This is a genomic window from Sphingobacterium suaedae, from assembly GCF_042684625.1.
GTDB classification, from domain to species: domain Bacteria; phylum Bacteroidota; class Bacteroidia; order Sphingobacteriales; family Sphingobacteriaceae; genus Sphingobacterium; species Sphingobacterium suaedae.
The window spans coordinates 195,473-216,881 of record NZ_JBHULR010000015.1 but is presented as its reverse complement, the minus strand read 5'-3'; the positions used below and the strand labels follow the sequence as shown (position 1 = coordinate 216,881).

The 21,409-nt window shown below is 42.5% G+C and carries 15 protein-coding genes; 4 read left to right on the top strand and 11 right to left on the bottom strand.

The annotated features are described in order from the left end of the window. Positions 1-10 precede the first annotated feature (10 nt). The 4 genes from ACFSR5_RS16675 to ACFSR5_RS16660 all read right to left on the bottom strand — a co-directional run bounded on the left by ACFSR5_RS16675 (position 11) and on the right by ACFSR5_RS16660 (position 8,049). Positions 11-3,190 carry a SusC/RagA family TonB-linked outer membrane protein gene (locus ACFSR5_RS16675; protein ID WP_380905601.1) on the bottom strand — a complete coding sequence of 1,060 codons (3,180 nt, stop codon included), beginning with the start codon at positions 3,188-3,190 and terminating at the stop codon, positions 11-13. Positions 3,191-3,219: 29 nt separating this feature from the next. Then, positions 3,220-4,659 carry a glycoside hydrolase family 76 protein gene (locus tag ACFSR5_RS16670; protein WP_380905600.1) on the bottom strand — a complete coding sequence of 480 codons (1,440 nt, stop codon included), beginning with the start codon at positions 4,657-4,659 and terminating at the stop codon, positions 3,220-3,222. 3 nt (positions 4,660-4,662) lie between these two features. Beyond that, on the bottom strand, positions 4,663-6,471 hold the full coding sequence (locus tag ACFSR5_RS16665; protein WP_380905599.1) for an MSCRAMM family protein: 1,809 nt from the start codon (positions 6,469-6,471) through the stop codon (positions 4,663-4,665). Positions 6,472-6,576: 105 nt separating this feature from the next. Continuing rightward, the gene (locus ACFSR5_RS16660) at positions 6,577-8,049 is read right to left on the bottom strand and encodes a glycoside hydrolase family 76 protein (RefSeq protein ID WP_380905598.1); all 1,473 of its coding nucleotides are present in this window, start codon (positions 8,047-8,049) and stop codon (positions 6,577-6,579) included. A gap of 284 nt (positions 8,050-8,333) precedes the next feature. Here ACFSR5_RS16660 and ACFSR5_RS16655 point away from each other — a divergent pair, with 284 nt between their 5' ends. After that, positions 8,334-10,853 carry a Kelch repeat-containing protein gene (locus ACFSR5_RS16655; protein WP_380905597.1) on the top strand — a complete coding sequence of 840 codons (2,520 nt, stop codon included), beginning with the start codon at positions 8,334-8,336 and terminating at the stop codon, positions 10,851-10,853. A 221-nt stretch (positions 10,854-11,074) separates the two neighbouring features. Here ACFSR5_RS16655 and ACFSR5_RS16650 read toward each other — a convergent pair whose 3' ends face one another. From ACFSR5_RS16650 to ACFSR5_RS16625, 6 genes are read right to left on the bottom strand one after another with little or no spacing between them, the layout of a single operon-like run. Next, positions 11,075-12,403 carry a DUF58 domain-containing protein gene (locus ACFSR5_RS16650; protein WP_380905596.1) on the bottom strand — a complete coding sequence of 443 codons (1,329 nt, stop codon included), beginning with the start codon at positions 12,401-12,403 and terminating at the stop codon, positions 11,075-11,077. After that, positions 12,403-13,398, bottom strand: a complete 996-nt coding sequence (locus ACFSR5_RS16645) for an AAA family ATPase (protein WP_380905595.1) — start codon at positions 13,396-13,398, stop codon at positions 12,403-12,405. Before ACFSR5_RS16645 ends, ACFSR5_RS16650 begins: the two co-directional genes overlap by 1 nt. After that, positions 13,395-14,603, bottom strand: coding sequence for a DUF4350 domain-containing protein (locus tag ACFSR5_RS16640; RefSeq protein ID WP_380905594.1), 1,209 nt, complete (start codon positions 14,601-14,603; stop codon positions 13,395-13,397). The genes ACFSR5_RS16645 and ACFSR5_RS16640 overlap by 4 nt, the downstream gene beginning before the upstream one ends. After that, a complete protein-coding gene (locus tag ACFSR5_RS16635) occupies positions 14,600-15,394 on the bottom strand; it encodes a DUF4129 domain-containing protein (protein ID WP_380905593.1) in 795 nt (264 codons plus the stop codon). The genes ACFSR5_RS16640 and ACFSR5_RS16635 overlap by 4 nt, the downstream gene beginning before the upstream one ends. Position 15,395: 1 nt before the next feature. Beyond that, entirely contained in the window at positions 15,396-16,310 is a 915-nt protein-coding gene (locus ACFSR5_RS16630) for an ABC transporter permease (protein ID WP_380905592.1), read from the bottom strand. After that, a complete protein-coding gene (locus tag ACFSR5_RS16625; RefSeq protein ID WP_380905591.1) occupies positions 16,301-17,263 on the bottom strand; it encodes a stage II sporulation protein M in 963 nt (320 codons plus the stop codon). Before ACFSR5_RS16625 ends, ACFSR5_RS16630 begins: the two co-directional genes overlap by 10 nt. 157 nt (positions 17,264-17,420) lie before the next feature. Between ACFSR5_RS16625 and ACFSR5_RS16620 the strand changes: the two genes are divergently transcribed. Further along, on the top strand, positions 17,421-18,155 hold the full coding sequence (locus tag ACFSR5_RS16620) for an RDD family protein (RefSeq protein WP_380905590.1): 735 nt from the start codon (positions 17,421-17,423) through the stop codon (positions 18,153-18,155). 510 nt (positions 18,156-18,665) lie between these two features. Here ACFSR5_RS16620 and trmB read toward each other — a convergent pair. Further along, a complete protein-coding gene (gene trmB / locus ACFSR5_RS16615) occupies positions 18,666-19,313 on the bottom strand; it encodes a tRNA (guanosine(46)-N7)-methyltransferase TrmB (protein ID WP_380905589.1) in 648 nt (215 codons plus the stop codon). Between the two features lie 57 nt (positions 19,314-19,370). Here trmB and fcl point away from each other — a divergent pair, with 57 nt between their 5' ends. Further along, positions 19,371-20,294 carry a GDP-L-fucose synthase gene (gene fcl / locus ACFSR5_RS16610; RefSeq protein WP_380905588.1) on the top strand — a complete coding sequence of 308 codons (924 nt, stop codon included), beginning with the start codon at positions 19,371-19,373 and terminating at the stop codon, positions 20,292-20,294. A gap of 201 nt (positions 20,295-20,495) precedes the next feature. Beyond that, on the top strand, positions 20,496-20,975 hold the full coding sequence (locus ACFSR5_RS16605; RefSeq protein ID WP_380905587.1) for a hypothetical protein: 480 nt from the start codon (positions 20,496-20,498) through the stop codon (positions 20,973-20,975). The last annotated feature ends 434 nt before the right edge of the window (positions 20,976-21,409 follow it).

Here is a 21,409-nt window from a genome sequence, read left to right as displayed (position 1 = left end):
ACAAACGGAATTAAAAAGCGAGTGAAAGTCCCGCGGTGAACGTTTTGTTCAACGGATAAAGCCGTCCCAAATCATCTTCCGGGTGCTCTGGGTCAACGAACTTCACCTTGGTAAAGGTGAACATATTGTAGGCGTTTGCAAACACCCTTACATTCATGGATGACCCCGCACGGAATTTAGGTAGGGTATACCCTAGTTCAATACTCTTAAGACGCAGGTAGGTCGTGCTCACACGGTTAAATGTGGAGGTTTCAAAAGGGTAGTTACCCGAGAATCCGTAATACCCACTGGTCCATTCAATGGAAGGATCCCAAGGGTCCGCTTGCGCATCTACCGGTCGCCAACGATCGGTATACTGTTCGAGCACACCGCCTCCATTGCTTCCCCAGATAGCATACAACGGCTCTCTATACTGCATAGAGCCCAACGCGGAGCCTTGCAATAGGAAGCTCATGTCAAAATTTTTGTAATTGGCATCAAAGCTGAAGCTGAAATTTAACCAAGGAGTGCTGTCAAAAGCTAAGGGATGCATGTCTAAGCCATTAATCTCACCATCGCCATTCCAATCTTCGTATTTGTAATCACCGGGTAAAATATCACGATCTTTGTATATCGGATAACTTCTGATATCATCCCAGTCCAGATAACGACCAGCACCGGCGTACCCGAATTGCATACCCTGATTCCGGTTATTCAGGTTATCATTACGCCATCGATCATAAGAATTTCCCCAAGGCCCTTTCTCCGAACCCACCAAATGTTTCTGTCTGGTTATGGTTGCGATCGCTTTCATCCGGTAGGATAGATCGCCAATTTTATTACGGTGCGAAATCTCTACATCCATCCCGAAATGCTTATCACTATCCAGGTTTTCACGCGGAGCTGTAGCGCCGACAACCGTAGGTAGCTCACCAGATCGACGCGCAAAAAGGCCTTTTCTTTCCCGCTCAAAATAATCTACGGCAAAACCAAAAAGGCCATTCCATCCTTCAAAATCGGCACCTACATTTAAGGTATGCGAAGTGAACCATGTGCTCATCTGGTTCGGCAGTGCCAGCGTTGAGACGCCATATATAAATTCGTTACCAAACATGTAACCTGGAGCGTATTGGTTATAATATCCATTTTCCGCATTTCCCGAAGTCGCTGGGTAAATATATCCAGTCGCCCAGTCGTATTCTAATGAGCCGTCATCACCCAACACCCCGTAACTTCCACGGAGTTTCAACTGGTTCACAAAGGACATCGCTGACCAATTTTTAAAGAAAGGCTCTTCTGAGATACGCCATCCTACGGATGCCGAAGGAAAGAACCCCCATTGGCGACCCGGTACAAACTTCGACGAACCATCGTAACGGAATTGTGCTTCGGCGATATAGCGATCGCCAAAGGTATAATTCACCCTACCAAATACGGCAGAATTGGCTAATTCATAAATGTCATTCAGCGAGCTGTTCATTCCTCCCTGTTGGTCCTGGGCAACACCGCCAAAAAGATAATCCATGGCGAAGGCCAGATTTCGCTGAGCATAAAAATTATCGCCCATCTGTTTCTGTACTTCGGTTCCCAGTAGTCCTGAGACATGGTGTTCGCTATTGAATGTCCGGTTGTAATTTGCAATAAACTGACCCAACATTTGTTGCCTGTTAAACATTTCACGTCGTATCTGGTTCGGAGAGCTTATATTATATAATTTCGGGTCATACGCGTTAGTTACAGGATTATAAGCATACTGATAGTATTCGCGGCGATTGATGTTGTTATCATCTGTGCGATAATCGTAACTTACCAAAGCTTTTACTGACAATCCCTTAAGTGCATCTTTAAGCGTTCCAAAATCATAATTCAAACTGGCGGAGGATTGAAAATATCGCTGGGCGTACTTACGGTAACCAGAAATATCAGAGGTCATCTTTGCCACGCTATTTTCCTCGAGATCCAATCCTTCATAATTGAGCATGGTGTTACCCGGGTCGGCATACGCTGGAATGAGTACACCCTGCCGCCAATAGTTCCGAATGATATCGACCGAAGAAGAATAAGGACTGTTTCGTTTGTCTAATATACCACTTAGGTTGAGGTCAAAGGTGAGGCCCTTGGCAATTTCTGTACTTATATTCGAGCGAAGATTTACTTTATGATAGTTCAGGTCTCCGGATTTGAAAAATCCTTCTTGGTACAAGTATCCCATACCGATGTAGTACTGTGTTTTATCTCCACCACCGGTTATGCTCAAATCTGACTGACTTTGCGGCGCATAGTCTGAAAAGAGTAGCGATGTCCAGTCCGTGGTGCGGCTCTCTCCTGTTCTAAACGCTTCAAACCGCTCGTCTGTATAAATAATATCGTAGGGCGATCCAATATTGTTCCGAGCCATCTCATTGTAAATGGTCATTGTTTCATAAGGGTCGGCCAGTACCGGCAACCCCGACGGTTTCTGAAAAGTATAGGCACTGCTGAGCGAGATGCTTGCCTTGTCCGATTTTGTCCCTTTTTTTGTGGTGACAAGAACAACACCGTTCGCCGCGCGCACACCGTAAATAGCGGCAGAGGCATCTTTCAGCACCGATATATCTTCAATATCATTGGGGTTAAGGCGCTGGAAATCCGCTGTGGTTCGGGGTACGCCATCAATAACCACTAGTGGACTTCCTAGCCCTCGGATGTCGAAGCTATTATTGAAAGACCCTGGTTCTGCGCTGCGTTGCCAAACTCTTACTCCCGGAACACGACCAGTCAGCATATTCTGCGGGTTTTCGTTTTTAGTGCGCATCATTTCCTCCCCTTTGATTCCCGAAACAGCACCGGTCAGAGAGACTTTACGCTGTGTTCCGTATCCGACAACGACGACCTCTTCCAATGCAGACTCGTCCTCTTGCAAAACAACGTCTATACGATTTCTTGTGCCAACAGTTTCTTCCACTCCGATAAAACCCACATAGGAGTATTGCAAAACGGCTCCTTGCGGCGTCTGAATACTGTACTGTCCTTCAGCATTGGTGCTGGTAGCAATTTGTGTGCTCGAGCCTTTCACCGATACGGATACGCCGACAAGCGGTTGCCCATCCGAACTTGTAACGATCCCGGATACGTCAACATTTTGTGCCAACGACACCGCAGGAATGAAGAGAAGTACAAGCAATGCCGTGTGCATAACTATTCTCATTTCCATCTTTAATTTCTTTATCATACAGGTTTTTTTTTAACACTATTGATTAGCTATTTTGTTTGTTCATATCTGGACAAAACTGCGTACTCAGCTGCGAAAGCGAAGGTAAACATGCCTTCTGTATCATTTTTGCCACGATCGCGGTTCCAACCGACCAACAAGTTTGTCGGCAAAAATCCGTTGTAGAAAAAGCGTTCGTAGGCATAATCTAAATTACTCTGAAACGCTGCGATATATTCCCCAGATTCTCTGTATGCAGGATAAAGGTCAACATAACCTCTCATGAGCACGCCGTTGAACCAGTTTCTAAAACCACTAATATCAAAAGTGTAATAGTCAGCGACGTTCACCCCTTTTTTTGCAAAATACGAGAAGGTTGCATTTGCCAATGCCGTGCCTTCCTCGCGATACTTGTCATCTCCCGTCACCCGGTACAGATCCGCCGCCCCGGACAGCATAGTACCACTATTATAGGTTATTGCCGGTCCAACTCGATCACGACAAGTAATGCCTCTACGATAGCTCACACCGTCGATTTGTTCCAATTGTGGAGACCCCGGTGTACATCCACCCATCATATCGTCATATACGCCATCGCTACGAAGAAGGGCTCCTTTCTGCCAATCGTAGATTTTTTTAGCAAACATGAGATAATAGTCCGCTTTACTCATTTGTTTTTGTCTTCGCGTTCTTCGATCGGTCATATCAATATAATGGTGCGTTACGGCATCGCTTTTTCCTTTATAAAGTTCATGCAACCAAACCAACGGACTTATCATTGGACCATTACTACAAGCATGCTTAGTAACATATCCAGGTCCCCAGGAAATACCTCCTACTTCATTACCGTTCTCATCAATTGTGCAGTCCCAACCATCGAGCACATATTCGGTAAGGTATTCCGCCTTATTTAAAAACTCCATCTTACCCGTTACTTTATACGCTTCAAGAAATTCGCGGATCAGCCACATCTGGTCGTCATAAACGTTTTCGATACCCTCGACTCTTGCTCCGCCTTTTGAGTTTCCACGATTTACGCCATACACCGTCCACTCGTTGGAGCCGGTGTAGGAAGTAAGGGTAAACGTCCCCAAATAATACTCAGCTCCGTCGTAAAGCTTCATTAGTTCTTGCTCGTAACGGTTAAAATGGGCATCATATCGCGAGGGGTCACCTTTTTCTTTTTCCGTCTCTAGCGCGTGCAATATTGCTGTAACAGCTTCAATGGCACTCGTGTACATCCACACACTCCCTATTTCATCCGACCTTCTATCTGTATAAGGATTGTAGTACCTAGCCATGGTCATTCCTTCCCCCGAAAAATAGGCTTCGAGTGCGTTATCTGTTATTTCCATGGCGCGAGTCAAAGATCGGGTAGCGAGATTTGTGTCCTCAGGCGGTGTTGTTCCGTCATCGCTCTTTGCCTTATCACAGGCACATATGAAGAAGCACAGTAGGCTTCCAATTGCGACAATTATATTTTTTTTCATCAGTTAGTTTATTTTAATATTGTGTATAACCAATTTATTCTCTCCTGTATTTGCTTCACCATTGTATACACCAAGTGCTAACGTCACATCGGTACCGTTAAATGCAGAGAGATCATAGGAAAACAAAGCGTATCCCTCCGGATTGCCCGCCCCACCGTCACCATGCTTGAATCGCCAACATCCATCGTCAGCCGGTGATGCTTCTTGTGCAGTATTTGATGCTGGCGAAAGATGTGTCACGGTCCCGTCGTTCCCAATCGCCGTCAGTTTAAAATAGGTAAAGTTGCTACCGAAATTACGGGTACTGAGTGTCAGCCTGTTGCTACCACCGGCGATCGAAAATTTAGCATACATATATGCCTCGGGAACCTTGGTATCTACTTCCGGGGTATTACGTGTTTTGATGATGTAGCCTTCTGAAGGAAATACTTCTGGATCTTTTTTCAACGGCATGAACATCCATTCGGAGGCTATATGAGATACGTTTCTCCATGCACGATATGCATCAACATAGTTATCACGATTACCGCTTATCGGACTCAGACCAGTGAACATTTTTTTGGTATGCGGCATCGTGGATCTCGCGGTTTGTTGAGAAAGCTTCCAACCGTTAATGACTTCTGTCCCGGGAAGCCAATCCCAGTTCTCCACCTTTCTGTCGGCAAATCGGATTGCCCTTAAAACGACCTGTTTCCAGTAATCTCCCGTCGATTGCCTATATATTCCAATGGCAATGATAACTTCCTTACCGACGTACGCGCTCAAATCAAAATCGAAATCTGCATAACCTCCAGCGTGGGTCCGTATCTCACCCACCTTTTCAGTTTTTGGCTGTGGGGCACTCAAGTCGACAACCTGTACGCCAAAATAAGCCGGAGCCGCAGCATCTGCATTATGGGTTTGAGCTCTTAGCGAAAGAATTTTGTTCTCTTCGGTGATCAATTTGCTGCCATATACGAAAGAGTCGAAAACATCCATATCTGCTGGGTTATTCCGCTCATCTCCGTTATTACGGATCTGCAAAGTAGTGCCCTCATTCTGTTCCTGCCACGCACCTCTGAAGTCCAGCGTACTCATATAATTACAAGCCCAGTCCCAATGTGGGTAAGCATCAGCGTTTCTTCCTCCCCGGTATTCGTTATAATACCATTTTTCAGCACCTTGTAAATCAACAGCAGTTAATCCCGGAAGGAGCTCTTCACTTCCCATTTGGATGTTAAGGGTCACCACACCGTCGACAAAATCAGCTGGCGAGATTGTTCGCACGATAGTGACGTACCCGGCTTTTGTGAAAGAGACGTTATATGAATTTTCAATTAGGTTAGGAATCACAAATCTTCCATTGTTATCGCTAATTACTGTTCCGCCAACCGCGCCAATAGAGACAGTTACCCCGGACAATGGCTGACCCGCATTGAGCGCATCGGTTACGGTTCCTATAATCCGGGCAGAAGCACTTACCAAATCTACATCGACCGTCGCCACCCCTCCTTCATTGAAACCAGCTGCAGTAACAGTTAGACCAACGGCCATCCACCCGTCTTTTTCAAAGGTGACCGCATGTGTCCTGTAAGTAACATCGACAAAGCTATATTTCCCGTCATCTCCGCTCATGGTGACCTGATCTTCTTCATTGATACCAGAGAGCGTAATTTTTACCCCAGAAATAGGCTCGCCATTAGCATCAGTAACGGTACCGATAACTTGGCCACGTCGGCTATCCGGAGAATCGTGCTCCTTTTTACAGCCCATATGTAACATGATCATAAACGTGATCATTGCCACATGTAGTAATTTTTTTAGGTTTTGCATCAGATTAATTTTAAAGGTCAGTGAAGTATTTTTAGGTTATTTGGATTTCAGGTTATTTTTTTCGATAATTCATTTTAAGCCGGCTCATTATTGGTGGTAAGCAATTTACAAATGTCCCTCCAGTTGGTGCTTAGCTAGGACAGCGTATTGTGACGCGTAGGTAAACATAAACATGCCTTCTACACCCTGACGCTGTTTTTCCTCTGTCCATCCTTTCAACAAATCTGTCGGCAGGAAACCTTCTTGATGAAAATGGTCAAATCCATAATCCAGATTACGCTGAAAGGCCATCAAATAATCGCCGACCGCAGTATCCAGCGCAGCAGCCTCATGATAGCCACGCAGAAGTATACCATTAAACCAGTTATTAAAACCGGTCGTTTCGAAACTGTAGTAATCCGCGACATCCTTTCCCAATACTGCAAATTGCCGGAAACTGTTTCTAGCTAATTCCTTACCATCTCGGGCATATTTCGGTTCTCCCGTTGCACGGTACAGATCTACCGCGCCGGACAACATCGTCCCGCTGTTATAGGTATAGGCCTTACCAACGGGCTTTGTTAAAGGGGTATTTGTACGGTACCGTTGGCCATCCACTTGCTCATAGCGGATATCACAATTCGGCACACATCCGCCCATCATGTCGGCATAAACACCTTCCGCATTCAGCAGGCTCTCTTTTTGCCAGTCATAAATAGCCTGTGCGTATTTCAGATAGTATTGCTGTTTGTCCACAAGTACTACGCGACGCGTTTTCCGATCGCGCTCGTCAATAAAATGATGCTCGATTTTATCAGATTTTCCCTTATAGTGTTCATGCAACCAGACCAAGGGGCTGATCAATGGCCCATTACTGCAAGCGTGTTTTGTCGTATAACCTGGCCCCCAAGGTATCCCCCCGTTTTCTTTTCCATTGCTATCCCGGGTTGCGTCCCATCCATCAAGTACATAAGCGGTCAGATATTCAGCTTTTTGCAAGAATGCGCGCTTTCCGGTCAATTTATACGAATCCAGCAACTCCCGGATAAGCCACATCTGATCGTCATAAACGTTAAGGACACCAGTGACGTTGGCTTGCCCTTTTTTATTAACACGATCAACAGCATACACAGACCATACTTTGCTCTGTGTATAGGAAACAAGCTCAAAAGTACCCAGATAATAGTCGGCTCCAGCGTAAAACTTGTCCAATAGCCTCAGATAACGCGCGTAATGGCTGTCATAAAGATCATTTTCGCCTCTTTCACGGGCGGCTTTCAGTCCAGACAGGACGGCATTCACTGCTTCAATACCCGCTGTATACATCCATACAGAAGCACGTTCATCGGATTTAGCTTTGGTGAATGGATTATAAAATCGGCGCATTTCGAACGTATTCGGGTCAAAATAGGATGCTATTGCGACATCGATCAAGTCGACGGAACGTTCCAGATTTCGAGCAGCCAGTGAACGCGGGTGTTCGACTTTCGCTTCAACGGAGACTGGTAATGGCATTTCAAAGCGACTTGGCAAAACAATTGCCGCCGAGGCGCAACTAATTGCTATGGTGCTAGAAATGGCCATGAAAAAACACTTCATTTCGAAACAAGGTTTATAAATACAATTTTAATTGGTGAAACTGTCTGCCGACGCATTTCACAGGAAAAATAGCATGGTAGGTGTTAAAACTAGGGTTAAAAAGTAGCTATTAACCGCTAAAAAAAACATTAACCCCTATTCTGTCCTATCGCCAGCGTACAGGCTATCTGGCGCTGTAACTGGCCTTTCTGCCAACCACCACTAATTTTTTTACATAATATTAGCTACCTTTACAACAGGTTGTAAATTGTTATAACCTATTTGTGACAACGATAAGTCGAGACATGCAAACTGACCGAACGCTATATTCCATATTTTGTCTTTTTATTTTAGTGACCTTACAGGTACTACCTGGTAATGTATTAGGACAAGGAATCCGCTTTACAGGAAGTAGTCAACCCATAGAGAAACGAACCTCCGCTACTTTTTTTTCGGACGCAGCATTTACCTTTCACGATCGATTTGCGATCGATTTTGACCTGCAATTGCCCATTAATAGTACGATGGGTTATATCATCCGGATTAAAGAAAAAGACCAAGGGTCTATCCTTAATTTGCATTATGAAAAAGAAGGCGAGCACGCGATATTCCGCTTAAACGAAGAAGGTAAAGCCAATTTGATTACCTTGCAGATTCCGATTAAGCATCTTGTAGAACAGCACTGGTTTCCGGTACGGATCGTGTATGAACTGCGAGAGGGGAAAATTGAATTACAGGTGGCCCGTAAAACACCTCAGTTTGCTAAGGTACCCATCGAATCCCCTTATACTCCTAATATCACCTTTGGACGGAGCGATTATATGATTGATGTTCCTTCTTTTTCGCTTAGGAATCTTCGCATCGGCAATAAGCAGAGAGAAATCGTCTTCCCTTTGCGGGAAAGCAAAGGAGACAAACTCCATAGTGCCTCCGGCGAGGTAATGGGAAAGGTTACAAATGGCACTTGGCTTTTAAACGATGCCTATCATTGGCATAAACATACAACGATGCGTTCTTCCACGCCTTCGGGTGCAACTTATGATTTTAAAACTAAAACGATTTACTATTTCAATCAAGATTCTTTAGCTACCTATGAAATTCAAACAGGACAAGAACGAAGCGTTCGTTTTCCAGCCTCCTGCCCTGTGGAAATCAAGCTCGGAACCAACTTTCTGGTGCCCAGCGAGAATAGGCTGTACCTTTACGAAACCCATTATACAACCTCTTATTCTGGTCCTACGGTCGCAAGTTTAGATTTGGATAGTTTCAGTTGGCGAATAGAAAGCAATGATTATCTGCAACGTGAATTAAATCACCACGCCTCTTCTTATCTTGCCGATAGCCGTCAATTAATGCTATTTGGCGGTTACGGTGCTATGGTTTATAGCAATGATCTGCTATTTTATAATTTAAAGGATAAAAAATGGTCAAAAGCCCGTATGCAGGGAGATTCTATCTTGCCCAGATATTTCACTTCTTCGGGACGATCAGCAGTTGATCAGAAAATCTACATCTTTGGCGGCATGGGCAACGAGTCGGGACAGCATGTCGTCGGACGAAAATATTTCTATGACCTCTATAGTTTAGACCCGACAAGCAGAAAAATATCAAAACTCTGGAATGTCGATCGCAAGGATAGCCCGTTTGTACCAGCGCGAGGGCTGATTATCCCGGATTCCAACTGGATCTATATGCTTGGCTATCCCGAGCATCTAACACACTCTTTTATTAAATTACGTAGGTTTGCCATTCAGGACGGCAGATACGAAGAGCTTGGCGATTCTATTCCGATTTATTCCGATAGGATAAGTACGCATGCCAATTTATATTTTGACCCTAACCTGAATAAGCTGATCGCCTTGGTGCAAGAGTCCGATGATGATGTTCGATCAAGCCTTACGGTGTACAGTTTAGATTTCCCGGCAATAAATGCCGCACAACTGCATGCTTTCCCCCCTTCCAGCACTCAGAAAAATATAGGCCTCTACCTATTGCTATTAGGTCTTGGCATAGCGTTTTTGGGTATCCTCCTATATAGATGGTTTCGTCGTCCCAAGCAATATCATCTTGATACGGTAATTTCCGATCATCAAATACCCGAACAACAGCCACGAAACCGCATTTATCTCTTTGGTGACTATACCGTTCTAGACAATCGCGGAATGGATATTTCCCATCTCTTCAGTACACGCCTGCAACAGGTTTTCTGTCTGGTGCTTTTCCATAGTTATAATAACGGCATCAGTTCCAACCTGCTGACGCATCTCTTATGGCCAGACAAGCCAAAAGATAAAGCGAAGACCTCAAGGGGAGTAGCCATCAATAATCTTCGAAAGGTTTTGAGCGGATTGGATGGGGTAGAAATTGTCTACGAAGACGGACATTACCGCGTCGTGTTCGAACCGACCTGCTATTGTGACTATTGGAGCCTGCAGGAGTTTCTTTCTCAAAATGCAGATATATTGTCACCAGAAATTATAAAGATTCTGGAACGTGGGGAGTTCCTACTCGGCATGGACGATCCTATATTCGACAAATCCAAACATGATATCGAAAGCATGTTAATCGAAAGGCTCGAAAAGCGAATAACAAAAAGTCGTGCGGATAAAGACTGGGCAGCCTTACTTCTTGCTTCAGAAGCGTTAATTATGATGGACGCGACAAACGAACAAGCATTGGAACACGGGCTCTATGCCTTGCAGAAGGAAAAGCTCGAAACCCGTGCCAGAACTTTTTATAAACGCTTCGCCGAGAATTATCGGCGTTTGATGGGCGAAGATTACGCCTACAGTTTTGAAGACGTTTGGCTACGAACGACACAGTAAAATCGACAACTTTGATCGTCGAGAAATCCAACTTTGTGATATATATTCTTTAGTTTTCGATCATACCGAAACAAAAAAAAGTACGGATTGATTTTGAAATAACCATTGTCTATAACGGAATCAGGTCAATTTTGAGTTTTCCCCGTAGCAGTGATTATTTTAAAATCCAAGAAGGAATCGCTGTTTAATCAGCAGGTTATGAACGATATAAATCGAACGTTCTACAACAGACCTCTTGCCTTAATCTCTAAATATTTATTAATAGTATTGATGGTCAAATTTTCAGGCGCAGTATAAATTGTTTGGATACCCTGACGGTGCAGTTCCTGAATAATTAGGTGCTTTTCATACACAAACTTCTGCGCTATTATCTGATTATACACATCAATCGTTTTCTTTCCTTCCTGTTTTGCCATATCAATAAGTTCCGTATTCTTGAAAACGACAACGACAACGATATGGGTTTTAGCTAGCATACGTAAATAGGCCATCTGCCTTGTTAACGCATCTATGGTCTCGAAATTGGTGTACAACATAAGTAACGACCGTTTATTGATGTGCTTATTGCAAAAAGCATATAAGTTACCAAATTCAGACTCTTCATAAGCCGTCTGAATATTGTACAATCTTTCTGAGATAAGCTGCATCTGGTTGTTGCGTCTCTCTGCCGGGATATGGTTTCCAACAATACTAGAAAAGGTCAGCATGCCTGCACGGTCCTGCTTTAGGATGGCCGCACTGGACAATACCAATGCCGAATTAATCGCATAATCAAGAAGAGTTAGTCCATTGAAAGGCATTCGCATCACCCTCCCGGTATCGATCAGTGCATAAATAGGCTGCGATTTTTCTTCTTGATATTGGTTGACCAAAAGCTTCTTATGTTTAGCCGTAGCCTTCCAATTCAGGTGTCTGTATTCATCACCACGTACATACTCGCGGATATGATCAAATTCTAGTGTTGCACCAATTTTACGAATTCGCTTAATTCCCATTTCCATTAAACGGTCCGTTGTTGCAAGGAGCTGATATTTCCGCATCTGTATAAATGAAGGATAGCAGGCGATCATATTCGCTTTTGTCAACGTGAATTTACGTTCGAAAAGGCCCACTGTAGACAGCAAGGCATGACATTTGTCAAAAATGTATATGCCCCTCGAGGTGGGACGGACGGAATACAAAATAGATTTTACCTGTCCGGGCTGCAACCCAAGTGAAAATTCTGTAGCTCTTAATTGCAGCTGCGCAGGGAACTCCTCGAGCAGTCTGACATTCACCTTAGTGGGATAAGTACTTATCAACTCGATTTCCAGGTCATTATCATCGCCGTTTGAAAGTTTTTCCGGATACTTCCGGGTGATGACAAGCTTATTTTTCCCTGCATAAAGAGAAACGATATCCAATGCGCACACCGCGACAAATAGCCAGAATAGTACTACCGTGGGAATAAATAAGATATTTAAAAAAAAGGATACCACGAAGAAGATGGCTAATGAAAGCGCACCATAGAAAAATAAATTTCGAAAGTACAGACTGCGGATGAAATGCATTATCTAGGAATTTCGATGCTATCAACTAATTGTCTAATAATATAATCACTAGTAAACCCTTCCATCTCCTTTTCGGGCGTTAATACAACCCGATGTCCCAATATGCTCGGTGCTACATACTTCACATCATCGGGTGTAATAAAATCTCGCCCCGAGAGTGCCGCCGTAGACTTTGCCCCTTCCAGAATGGCAATTGATGCTCTCGGCGAAGCTCCTAGATAGAGATTCGGATTAGATCGTGTTTGGAACACGATTTGGGCAATGTAATTAAAAATATCTTCATGAACATATACCAATCTGACCAAATGCTGAAAATGAAGAATCTCGTCAATACCGACAACAGGAAGGACTTGCTCTTCCTTGTTTTTTTCTTTCTGTGCGTGGTGCTCACGGAGGATCTCGATCTCCTGCTCCAGTTGAGGATAACCGACGTTGATCTTGAAAAGAAAGCGATCTAACTGTGCTTCAGGAAGACGATATGTCCCCTCGTGTTCTATAGGGTTTTGGGTAGCAAAAACGACAAAAGGAGCGGGCACAGAATACGTAGTACCGTCGACGGTCACTTGCCTTTCTGACATACATTCAAATAAAGATGATTGCGTTTTCGCCGGAGCTCTATTGATTTCGTCAATTAAAACAATATGCCCAAAAATAGGTCCTTTTTTGAATTGAAACTCATTGGTCTTTAAATCGAGGATAGAAGAGCCTGTCACGTCAGATGGCATGAGATCCGGCGTAAACTGGATCCGTTTAAATTCTCCTTGAATACTTCTCGCAATTAGTTTTGCCGTTAATGTTTTAGCCACACCGGGCATGCCCTCTATTAAAGAATGACCTGCTGCAAGAATAGAAATAAGAAGCTTGTTAATGACATCATCCTGTCCCACAATTACTTTTTTTACCTCATGTTTCACCGCATCCATTTTTTCCTTCAAAGCCGTAAGGTCTATTCGGTTTTCGAAATTGGGTTCATATTTGTTTTCTAATTCGCTCATAGCATATTGGCATTATGTTTAAACTCTTCTATATCTTTATTTAATTCTACCAACTCTTTATCGGTCGATATCTTCGTTTTCTTACACCTGATCACTCGCGCAGTGATATACTCGCACAAAGAAAGCGCGACACCAGATTTTAGGGCCAACTGCTGAGCAAAATCCTCCTCCTCTAGTTTTAGGATATCAAGCTGAAAATGCGTACGCAGTTCATACAAAAAATATTCGATCTTCTTTTGTACCAAATTTCCCGGATGTCCACTTTCATAATACAATGTCGCAATCGTCTTGGCAAACTCACGTGACAGATTGGGTTCAGGCGGGATGACTGGAACCGCCTTTTGTTCCCTTTTGCTCCTAAAGAGTAGGAAAAGGATTAAGCTAAAAAGCAGAATGTACCAAGCTTGGCGTAATCCAGCATGCTGCAGCAACACACGGAGCGGGGTTCTAGCCTGTTGCCCAGTGGAATGGCCATCATACCAATAAACCTGCTGGCGCGTTATAAATTTCAATGCAGATGAAGCATACATAAAGTTTCGCCGCTGCAAAAAGTAGTAGTTCGTAAACATAAGTGGCTCGAGATGCAATAGGAATCGTCCTTTCCCGCGTTTCACTTCCAAAAAATTCGGAACTTCACGTCCTTCGGCCTCAAAATAACCGATAATGGATACACCAATCGTATCCAAATCGTAAAATAGACCGGGATATTCCAGATCTTTATAGAATGCTGTTCTACCATCATTTAGCATAAATGCCCTATCCTTTGTATCAATCACATCATCGAAATTTTGAGGATAATAGTAATGCTGCTCTATCCCCAATGTGTCAAGGAAATTAACGGGCAGGCTATTGGACGAGATAAATACTTCGCCACCGCGCTCCGCAAAAGCAATCAATTCCTTAGTAACCTCTTTTCCCTCGTAAAATTGATCCACGATATATACTAGACTGCTATTTTCCTTCCCCCGCAAAAAGTCGCGCAAATAGGTATAGTTCGTAGCCGTGACGTCGGTTACTTCGGCGCCTTGTTCCCCTAGGATGCGAGGAAGTTCCTGCCGGACAACGTACAATCCAAAGGGTATTTTGTCCCGTTGATCATACGTTCTGGTCCAATCCACTTGCTTATCGCTTGTCACGTCAATCAATGCAATGACCAGAATGGTCAGACCAACTAAAACAAGGCCAAACTTTCCTGCATTTTTCATCGCCACTTATTTTGAAATTCTAAGAAATAGCTGGCATACTTTTCATACCTGGCCCTGTCAAGCTGCGTATTGCCGTACCATACCCGATCAAAAACCCTAATGGTCCGGGCAAAATCTTCCTTTAAATCCGTTTGCTGCAATTCCTCGATCAGCTCGACGCTCGTTTTGGTATATTTCCAACGGAAGAGTTCGCGTCGTGCCAACAACTGTATGTTCAATAAACTAAGATATCGAATAGCAAGGACATAGTCTTCTTTTTGCTTTGCCTTTTCGATGTAATCCATGAGATTGATGTCCAGTAAATTTTTCTCCACAAAACGGATTTCATCCTGCGTCCCCTCCTCACTGTCACTAGGCACAAGTAATCGCTTTCCTGAAAAGAAGGTCTTGTAAGCAATCCAGACCAACAATACCACAGCTACAACTCCCAGGATATGATAGATTAGATCTGTAAACTTGAAATATTCTACATCTGGAAATAAATTTGCCAACCAACGTTGCAGCCGGCTCCATACTTTCTGCAAAAAGCTAATTTGATACGGACTAGTTTCGTCATAGTTGAATTCTTCAGCACGATACCTATTTATTGTAGCCCAGTAGCTTGCCGTATCGACTTTTGGAATATCATTTATACGCGGAATTTCTGCGTAATATCCCTCCTCCATAAAGTTGTCCACCTCCAATGGATCGGAAGAATCCTTTATCAACACACTGTCTCCAAGGATCGGTCCTGCGATACTATCTTGGGCACGGAGCACAGGCAGACAACATAGCCATAACAAAATGAACAAGCTAACTCGCACTTTCCCCTCCTATATGTTTAATTTTATCATATACATCCTCGCCGTAGGCAACCTCTTTGGCTGTTTCATAGATTATTCCCGAAACCAGTACAGAGAACATATAATACACGATGTAAAGTAGGATAAGAAGTGTTGCGCCAGCGGCAACCAAGAAGCGTCCAAAAAAACTATCAAAGAACGTGTCCTCAAAGCCGATCGTATTATAAGCGATCACTCCCAATATCAATGTAGGCATAAGCGATAGCATCATTAGCAGGACCTGAAACACAAAACTTACCACATAAGAAGAAATACTATAATCTATAATCTTTTTCTTTAAGATGGAAAACGACTGTTGAATGGCATTACCTGCCTCCATATATCCTTCCCGGTAGAACATAAATGCACTGAAAAACCAGACTCCCACAAACGACCCAAGGATACCTGCAGCAAAACTTCCAATCAATGGAATGAACATCAGAATAAACATGGCAATCACCAGTGGGACGAATAGTATGCAGAAGGCTACGATGGCAACAACCAAAAAGCGTAGGTACTTTCCAAAATGCGAACGGAAGGACCGCCAAACATCAACTGAACCAAAAGCCGTGCCTTTCGAATTCTTCAACAAAATAAAGTATTCGATCGCAAGCCCGAAAAATACCAAGCTCACCATCAGTAATGCAACAGCTACTAAAAGTGCGACTACAATAATTTCTGGAGTTTCTGTCAAACTTTCGCTCCTGGTTAGGTTTATCTTTGTCGTTCCATAATAAATCAGGGCCAGCATCACACACAAAGGGACTACAGACAGGCTCAGAATGGTTTGAAAAAAATGTCTCAAAACCAACCGCAATAGGTTGATAAAATCTTGGACGATCTCGCCCATTTTACGTTCTTTACGAAATTCGAAATCTATTTCCATCCGTGTATTCTTGCCAGCCTCAAGGGCCTAATGATATAAAAATATACGATTGCAGCGAAAGATACGATGATAACAGCCAGACAGAGCCAGATCGACACCTGATAATGCCTGGTCACGAATCCCTCTAAGAATCCAGCTACGATAAAAAAGGGAACGGTGCTTATCAAGACCTTCGATGCTGTTTTCATCATGCGCTTAAAGGACTCCAAACGCGTATACGATTTCGGGAACAATATGCTATTACCAACGGCTAAACCACATCCACCTGCAACAACAATAACGGACAATTCTATTGCCCCATGGATCCAAATCGCGGACATAGCCTCCCGCATAACGTCGTACTGGAAGAACATCTGGTGAAAGGCGCCCACCATAATACCATTGCTAAAAAGAATATATCCAGCTCCTACACTAAAAAAGATACCAAATGCAAATGCTAGGAAGGCTACCCGTACATTATTGATTGTTATAGCTAGAGCAGACCCGACTTCACTACCTCCTGCATATACGCCGGCCGGATTTCCCGACTCAATATTGGCAATACTCATATCAACATAGTAATCGCCCAGGATCAGTCGAACAAAGTCCAGATCATACTGAGCCGACAAAAAACCTATTGCAATGGCCAAACAAAAAATCATCAAGGAATAGCACAACGGCCTCCTTATATGCCAAATGGCTTCCGGGATATCGTACGCTAAAAAACGGCGAATTTGGTTTTCAGAAGACTTCTGATCACGATACAATTGTTGATGTGCCAATATAGCCAACTCGTTCAAATAATCTTTAGTCTTAGATTGCGGATAGAAGGTCTGCGCATATGCTAGATCATTGGTCAATTCCATGTAGTTCGACGCCAGAACATCAGGCTCAACATCGATCTTATTTCGCAAGTTACTTTCAATCAAGATCCATTTCTCTTTATTTCGCTCGATGAAGGACGCCTCTCTCATATATTGATTTTAATCCGGTATATCCAAACTTAAATAATTTGCATTTCTTCAACAAAATAATTAGTTTCATAAAAGTAAGAAAGTATATGAAGTATCTTCATTTGTCCTTGAATTTTTTTTCGCTATAACATTTTGAGAAAATAGTAATCGCACTGCTATGCATACCCTTTTTATTAACACACCACAAAACGTACGTTTTGAATACAATTTAGCCTCTTTAGGCTCGAGAATCATAGCTTTCGGTATTGACTATTTCCTGATCATCTGCTATGCTTTCTTCACCTACTTTACGCTAAGCTACCTCGGTTTATTTAGAAATGCAGATAATTGGCTTATAGCGGGCATTTATATGTTATTTCTCTTACCAGCATTTTTCTATACGCTATGGATGGAGACTTTTTTTCATGGACAGACAGTGGGCAAGATGATCATGAAAATAAAAGTCGTAAAAATCGATGGAACCCGCGCCAGCGTGTATCAGTACTTTATCAGATGGGTCTGTACCATTATTGACATTTTCTTATGTGCAGGTGCTTTAGGTATATGTAGCATTGTGGCCACTGAAAAGGCGCAGCGCATCGGTGATATCGCCGCAGACACAGCTGTAATCAGCACAAAACAGAACACCGCCATTCAACAAACTCTCCTAGCGGAAATCACGCAAGAATACCATGTTACTTTCCCAGAGGTTATGCGCTTATCGGATAAAGATGCCAACACGATTAAAGAGGTGTACAAAAAAGGCTACGAACGAAAAGATTATAACATTATTCTAGCACTAAGTAATAAGTTGGTAGAAATATTAGACGTCAAACCGCAGATGCGGCCCGAGGAGTTCATCGATATTGTTATAAAGGATTACTATTATACATATCGCGACAAAACTTTCTGAACGCCCAAAACTGCTCCATAGTCTATATGCTGTCGCTCCCTTATATAAAAGTTTTCATTGCAAACGGATAAAAGCTTCCATTACAAATGAAAAACTTTTGTACATCTTAGAACCTATCGACGATTTGTTGGATGGATTTGCTCCGTTCAAATACGATTCAAACTTCTTTCTATTTTAAAATTTGCTGATTAACAGAGACCGTCCGAAATAGCTATGAAAAATATGCAATAAATTTGAAGACCGATTAAAGATGGAAAGGCATTACGTTTGGAATGTCAAAAGCAATACAGCTCATCCACTAAGCACATACCGGTAAATCGTTTCTGTTATAAAGAGTTTGCACTAGTGGATAAGCAGTCCCGAAACTGTATTTCTGTTATCTTTCGTAAGGTTTAATTATTTGTCTTACGTCCCAATTTTTGTATTGAGAATCTACTGCGCGTTTTATAGAATTTCGATTTTTAAACTGGAATAATTCACTACTATTAAAATATAGAGCACATTAAAACGCTAAAATACCCATTGCACATAATTGATATTCTTATTGTCCGCAAGATATTTTTTTTCATAATACGTCTTAATTGATAATACTTGGTCAACCAAATCAGAATTATACAGATCCGTTGTTTGCTTTAATTTTTTTAAATCGAGCATATCAATTTGCTCCAATGTATATGCGTAAAACCCGTCATTGTCAGTTTTTAGATGCATACATCCATTCTCCTTCAAAAGCAGCTTATATCGTTCCAGAAATTTAGGATTTGTTAGACGTTTCTTCTCGCGGCTTTCTTGCGGTTGGGGATCCGGGAATGTAATCCATATCTCGGAGACTTCTCCCTCAGCAAAGTGCTCTAAGATTGTCTCAATTTGGATTCGTAGAAAACCGACGTTAGTAATACCGTCTTCAAGTGCTGTCTTCGCTCCACGCCAAATACGATTGCCTTTGTAATCGATTCCAATAAAATTTTTTTCAGGGAACAGCTTCGCAAGATTAACGGTATACTCGCCTTTGCCACAGGCCAACTCTAGGACTACAGGGTTATTATTGCCAAAAAATTTAGGCGCCCACTGTCCTTTAAGCTCCTTTCCTGCATCCAACTGGACAACATTCTTAAAAGTAGCAACCTCTGCAAACTTTCTTAACTTATCCTTACCCATTTTCTAATATTTTGTCCGCAAAAATAACCTTATATTTGCAGGAATCAATAGTTTGAAGTGGAAAAAGAAGCTAAAATATTTGTTGCAGGCCACCGCGGGATGGTTGGGTCGGCGATCGTTCGTGCATTGAAAAAATCTGGCTACAAGAATATAATTTGCCGCACCTCGAAAGAGTTAGATCTTCGAGATCAAGCTGCTGTGACCTCGTTCTTTAACGCGGAAAAACCAGATTATGTTTTCCTTGCAGCAGCAAAGGTAGGCGGTATTATAGCAAACAACACGTATCGGGCTGACTTTATTTATGAAAATATCGCCATCCAGACCAACGTGATCCACCAATCATACAAAAACGATGTTAAAAAACTTCTCTTTTTAGGCTCGAGCTGTATCTACCCAAAGCTTGCTCCTCAACCCTTAAAGGAAGACTACTTACTTACCGGCACCCTAGAACCGACAAATGAACCGTACGCTATTGCTAAAATAGCCGGGATAAAAATGTGTGAAGCCTATCGCGCCCAGTACGGATGTAATTTTATCTCAGCCATGCCTACTAACTTATATGGCATTAACGATAACTATCATCCACAGAACTCACATGTTCTCCCCGCATTGATCAGGCGATTTCATGAAGCAAAAGAAACAGGACTGAGTAGGGTAACGATTTGGGGAACCGGAACGCCTCTTCGAGAATTCCTTTACTCGGATGACCTAGGTGAAGCATGTGTATTTCTGATGGAAAATTACAATGAAGAGCAATTCATCAATGTGGGAGTCGGTGAAGACATCAGCATCCGTGATTTAGCCTATTTGATCAAAGAAATTGTTGGTTTTAATGGCGATGTTGACTTTGATTCGCAAAAACCCGACGGAACTCCGAGAAAGCTCATGGATGTCACCAAACTGCACTCACTAGGGTGGAAACACAAGACATCACTCGTGGAAGGAATAAAACTTGCCTATAAAGATTTTTTGACGAAATAACTGGCACAATGGAGGTTTCAAAGCAGGGCACCGCGGCCTGTTTTTTATCTTGATAAACCATTGTCGGAATAAAGCTTTTTTTTATAGAAGTATTACTTCATTCTTAGGTAGAATTAGGAAGAGCAGGTATCCCAAGCAATCAACCTGCTCTTTCTTTTGCGCGGTCTTCTTCATATATTAGCTCTACCAAATCAATTGATTATGAAAATGTTAATTATTGCCTTTTTTGTTTTTACGGCAATCAACTCCTCAGCTCAGTTTAAAAATATTAAATGGGGCATGAACAAGGCTCAAGTAATACGATTAGATTCGCTTAAGAATCCGGTGGACTCTGGTAATTTCCTGACTGTTATTGAAAACGACGGCTATTTTAACAACGAGAAGATTTATGAATTTGAGAAAGACTCTCTAGTTTCCGTTGCGCATATAAGGCAGCGAGTGGACAAAAAAGCGAATACCGAAAAATATACGGTTGATGAATTTAAAGCAGTTTACTCTGCGTTTGTAAATACGGGATACGGAGAACCTTATAAAATGGCTTTTGGGGGGCCGACATATGCCGCTTGGAAAACACCTAGTCATAAACTGTTAATTGAAGTTGTTTATAATGAAAAAGACGGCTTTGCCCTACGAACGGACTATATTGAACCTAACTCTATAATCATAGGGCTTGAAAAATAACCCGATAATTGCCAGCAAGAACCTAAAAAAGCGCCCCCCCCTTGGAGTCTAATCTTATCCGCTTTGATATTTTCGCACTATCATATTCATATGCCAATCTGGTATCGAAATTTCTGTGCGATTCTGTTGTACATGAGGAGTCGGCATAATATCGATAGGAACATTTTTTTGCAGATAACATTTTAACTTCAACACCCTTGCTTGTCGAAAGCAGCTTAGTGCGACATTGATTTTCAGAAAAATATTCAAACTTCTAGGCAATGTCGCCAACTATAACACAAGAAACAACTTTAAGGATTAATGATGTCGATTACCGTGGAAGCTTCTGTTCACTGGCTTCACAAACACACAAACAATAGTGCGAAAGTTTCTTATTAGTGTTGAAGATAAAGCCTGAGCCGATTAAATATCTATTAGTTCACGACGAGAATCAA

Bases quoted from the DNA above. Each gene is read 5' to 3' on its own strand.
- ACFSR5_RS16645 (WP_380905595.1), bottom strand. From the start codon at position 13,398: ATGAGCGAATTAGAAAACAAATATGAACCCAATTTCGAAAACCGAATA.
- ACFSR5_RS16675 (WP_380905601.1), bottom strand. From the start codon at position 3,190: ATGATAAAGAAATTAAAGATGGAAATGAGAATAGTTATGCACACGGCA.
- ACFSR5_RS16650 (WP_380905596.1), bottom strand. From the start codon at position 12,403: ATGCATTTCATCCGCAGTCTGTACTTTCGAAATTTATTTTTCTATGGT.
- ACFSR5_RS16605 (WP_380905587.1), top strand. From the start codon at position 20,496: ATGAAAATGTTAATTATTGCCTTTTTTGTTTTTACGGCAATCAACTCC.
- ACFSR5_RS16670 (WP_380905600.1), bottom strand. From the start codon at position 4,659: ATGAAAAAAAATATAATTGTCGCAATTGGAAGCCTACTGTGCTTCTTC.
- ACFSR5_RS16620 (WP_380905590.1), top strand. From the start codon at position 17,421: ATGCATACCCTTTTTATTAACACACCACAAAACGTACGTTTTGAATAC.
- ACFSR5_RS16630 (WP_380905592.1), bottom strand. From the start codon at position 16,310: ATGGAAATAGATTTCGAATTTCGTAAAGAACGTAAAATGGGCGAGATC.
- ACFSR5_RS16625 (WP_380905591.1), bottom strand. From the start codon at position 17,263: ATGAGAGAGGCGTCCTTCATCGAGCGAAATAAAGAGAAATGGATCTTG.
- ACFSR5_RS16655 (WP_380905597.1), top strand. From the start codon at position 8,334: ATGCAAACTGACCGAACGCTATATTCCATATTTTGTCTTTTTATTTTA.
- trmB (WP_380905589.1), bottom strand. From the start codon at position 19,313: ATGGGTAAGGATAAGTTAAGAAAGTTTGCAGAGGTTGCTACTTTTAAG.
- ACFSR5_RS16665 (WP_380905599.1), bottom strand. From the start codon at position 6,471: ATGCAAAACCTAAAAAAATTACTACATGTGGCAATGATCACGTTTATG.
- ACFSR5_RS16640 (WP_380905594.1), bottom strand. From the start codon at position 14,603: ATGAAAAATGCAGGAAAGTTTGGCCTTGTTTTAGTTGGTCTGACCATT.
- ACFSR5_RS16660 (WP_380905598.1), bottom strand. From the start codon at position 8,049: ATGAAGTGTTTTTTCATGGCCATTTCTAGCACCATAGCAATTAGTTGC.